The sequence below is a fragment of the Mesorhizobium sp. M7A.F.Ca.AU.002.02.1.1 genome (assembly GCF_003998535.1).
In the GTDB taxonomy this organism is placed as follows: domain Bacteria; phylum Pseudomonadota; class Alphaproteobacteria; order Rhizobiales; family Rhizobiaceae; genus Mesorhizobium; species Mesorhizobium ciceri.
Window position 1 is genome coordinate 1 of sequence record NZ_RZPB01001126.1, and the last position, 1,455, is coordinate 1,455.

Here is a 1,455-nt window from a genome sequence, read left to right on the forward strand (position 1 = left end):
GCTCGAACGCGGCTCAACAGGCAGGAAAAGCAGCCGATTTGGCCGGCCGCGCAGTTGCATTGACAACTTTACCGACTATATTCCGGCCAAATTTCAAGGGGCCGCCAGATTGGCGGCTGTTTTCAAAATTCAGGAGTACCTCGATGTTCGTGACACCGGCATACGCCCAAGGCGTCGGCGCTTCTCCCGACATGTTCATCAGCATTTTGCCGTTTGTCCTGATTTTCGTGATCATGTATTTTCTGATCATCCGGCCGCAGCGCACGCAGCTGAAGAAGCGTGGCGAGATGCTGGCCGCGGTCCGTCGCGGCGACACGGTCGTCACCGGCGGCGGCTTCGTCGGCAAGGTGACCAAGGTGATCGACGACAACGAGCTCGAGGTCGACCTCGGCAATGGCTTGAAGGTGACGGCGCTGCGCTCGACGATCGCCGATGTGCGCGTCAAGGGCGAGCCGGTGGCCAACCAGAACGCCAAGAAATAATCCAATTTTAGGCGGAGCGATCCGCGGACACGCTCTGACGGACGACGCCATATGTTGTATTTCTCGCGCTTCAAGATGATCCTGATCTGGGTGGCCGTGGCCATCACGGTGATCCTCGCCGCGCCCAACCTGTTCTCCGCCAGCACGCTGGCGCAACTGCCCAACTGGGTGCCGAAGCGGCAGATGACGCTCGGCCTCGACCTGCAGGGTGGTTCGCACATCTTGCTGGAAATGAACCAGAACGATCTGATCAAGGACCGGCTGGAGACGACGCGCGACGAAATCCGCACGCTGCTGCACGACGCCAAGATTGGCTATACCGGCCTTGCCGGCACGGGGCGGACCCTGCAGGTTCGCATTACCGATCCCGCCCAGATCGATGCCGCCAAGACGGCGCTGAAGACGCTGACCGATCCGGTCGCCGCCGGCCTGTTCACCGGCGGTTCCGTGCAGGAAATGACGCTCGACGATTCCGAGCCCGGCCTGCTCAAGTTCAACGTCACCGATGCCGGCATCAAATACCGCACGTCGACCGCGCTGACGCAGTCGATCGAGGTGGTCGAACGCCGCGTCAACGAACTCGGCACGACCGAACCCATCGTGCAGCGGCAGGGCGACGACCGTATCCTTGTCCAGGTGCCGGGTCTTCAGGACCCGCAAAGGCTGAAGGAAATCCTCGGCCAGACCGCCAAGCTGACCTTCCAGATGGTCGACCAGTCGATGCCGGTGCAGGACGCGCTCAACGGCCGTCCGCCTGCCGGCTCGTCGGTGCTGTATTCGCAGGACGATCCGCCGGTTCCGTATCTGATCGAGAACCGCGTCATCGTCTCGGGCGAAAACCTCGTCGATGCGCAGGCGACCTACAATTCGCAGAACAACGAGCCGGTGGTGTCGTTCCGCTTCGATTCGAAGGGGGCGGCGCGCTTCGGCCAGGCCACGGCGCAAAATGTCGGCAAGCTGTTCGCCATCATCC

1 protein-coding gene and 1 pseudogene are annotated in these 1,455 nt (G+C 61.9%); both read left to right on the top strand.

Features of this window, described 5'->3' with window-relative positions; all coding sequences use genetic code 11:
* Positions 1-143 precede the first annotated feature (143 nt).
* The gene (yajC, locus tag EN879_RS35715) at positions 144-482 is read left to right on the top strand and encodes a preprotein translocase subunit YajC (protein WP_013531305.1); all 339 of its coding nucleotides are present in this window, start codon (positions 144-146) and stop codon (positions 480-482) included.
* Between the two features lie 51 nt (positions 483-533).
* Positions 534-1,455: pseudogene (locus EN879_RS35720) on the top strand (protein translocase subunit SecDF); the annotation flags it as partial.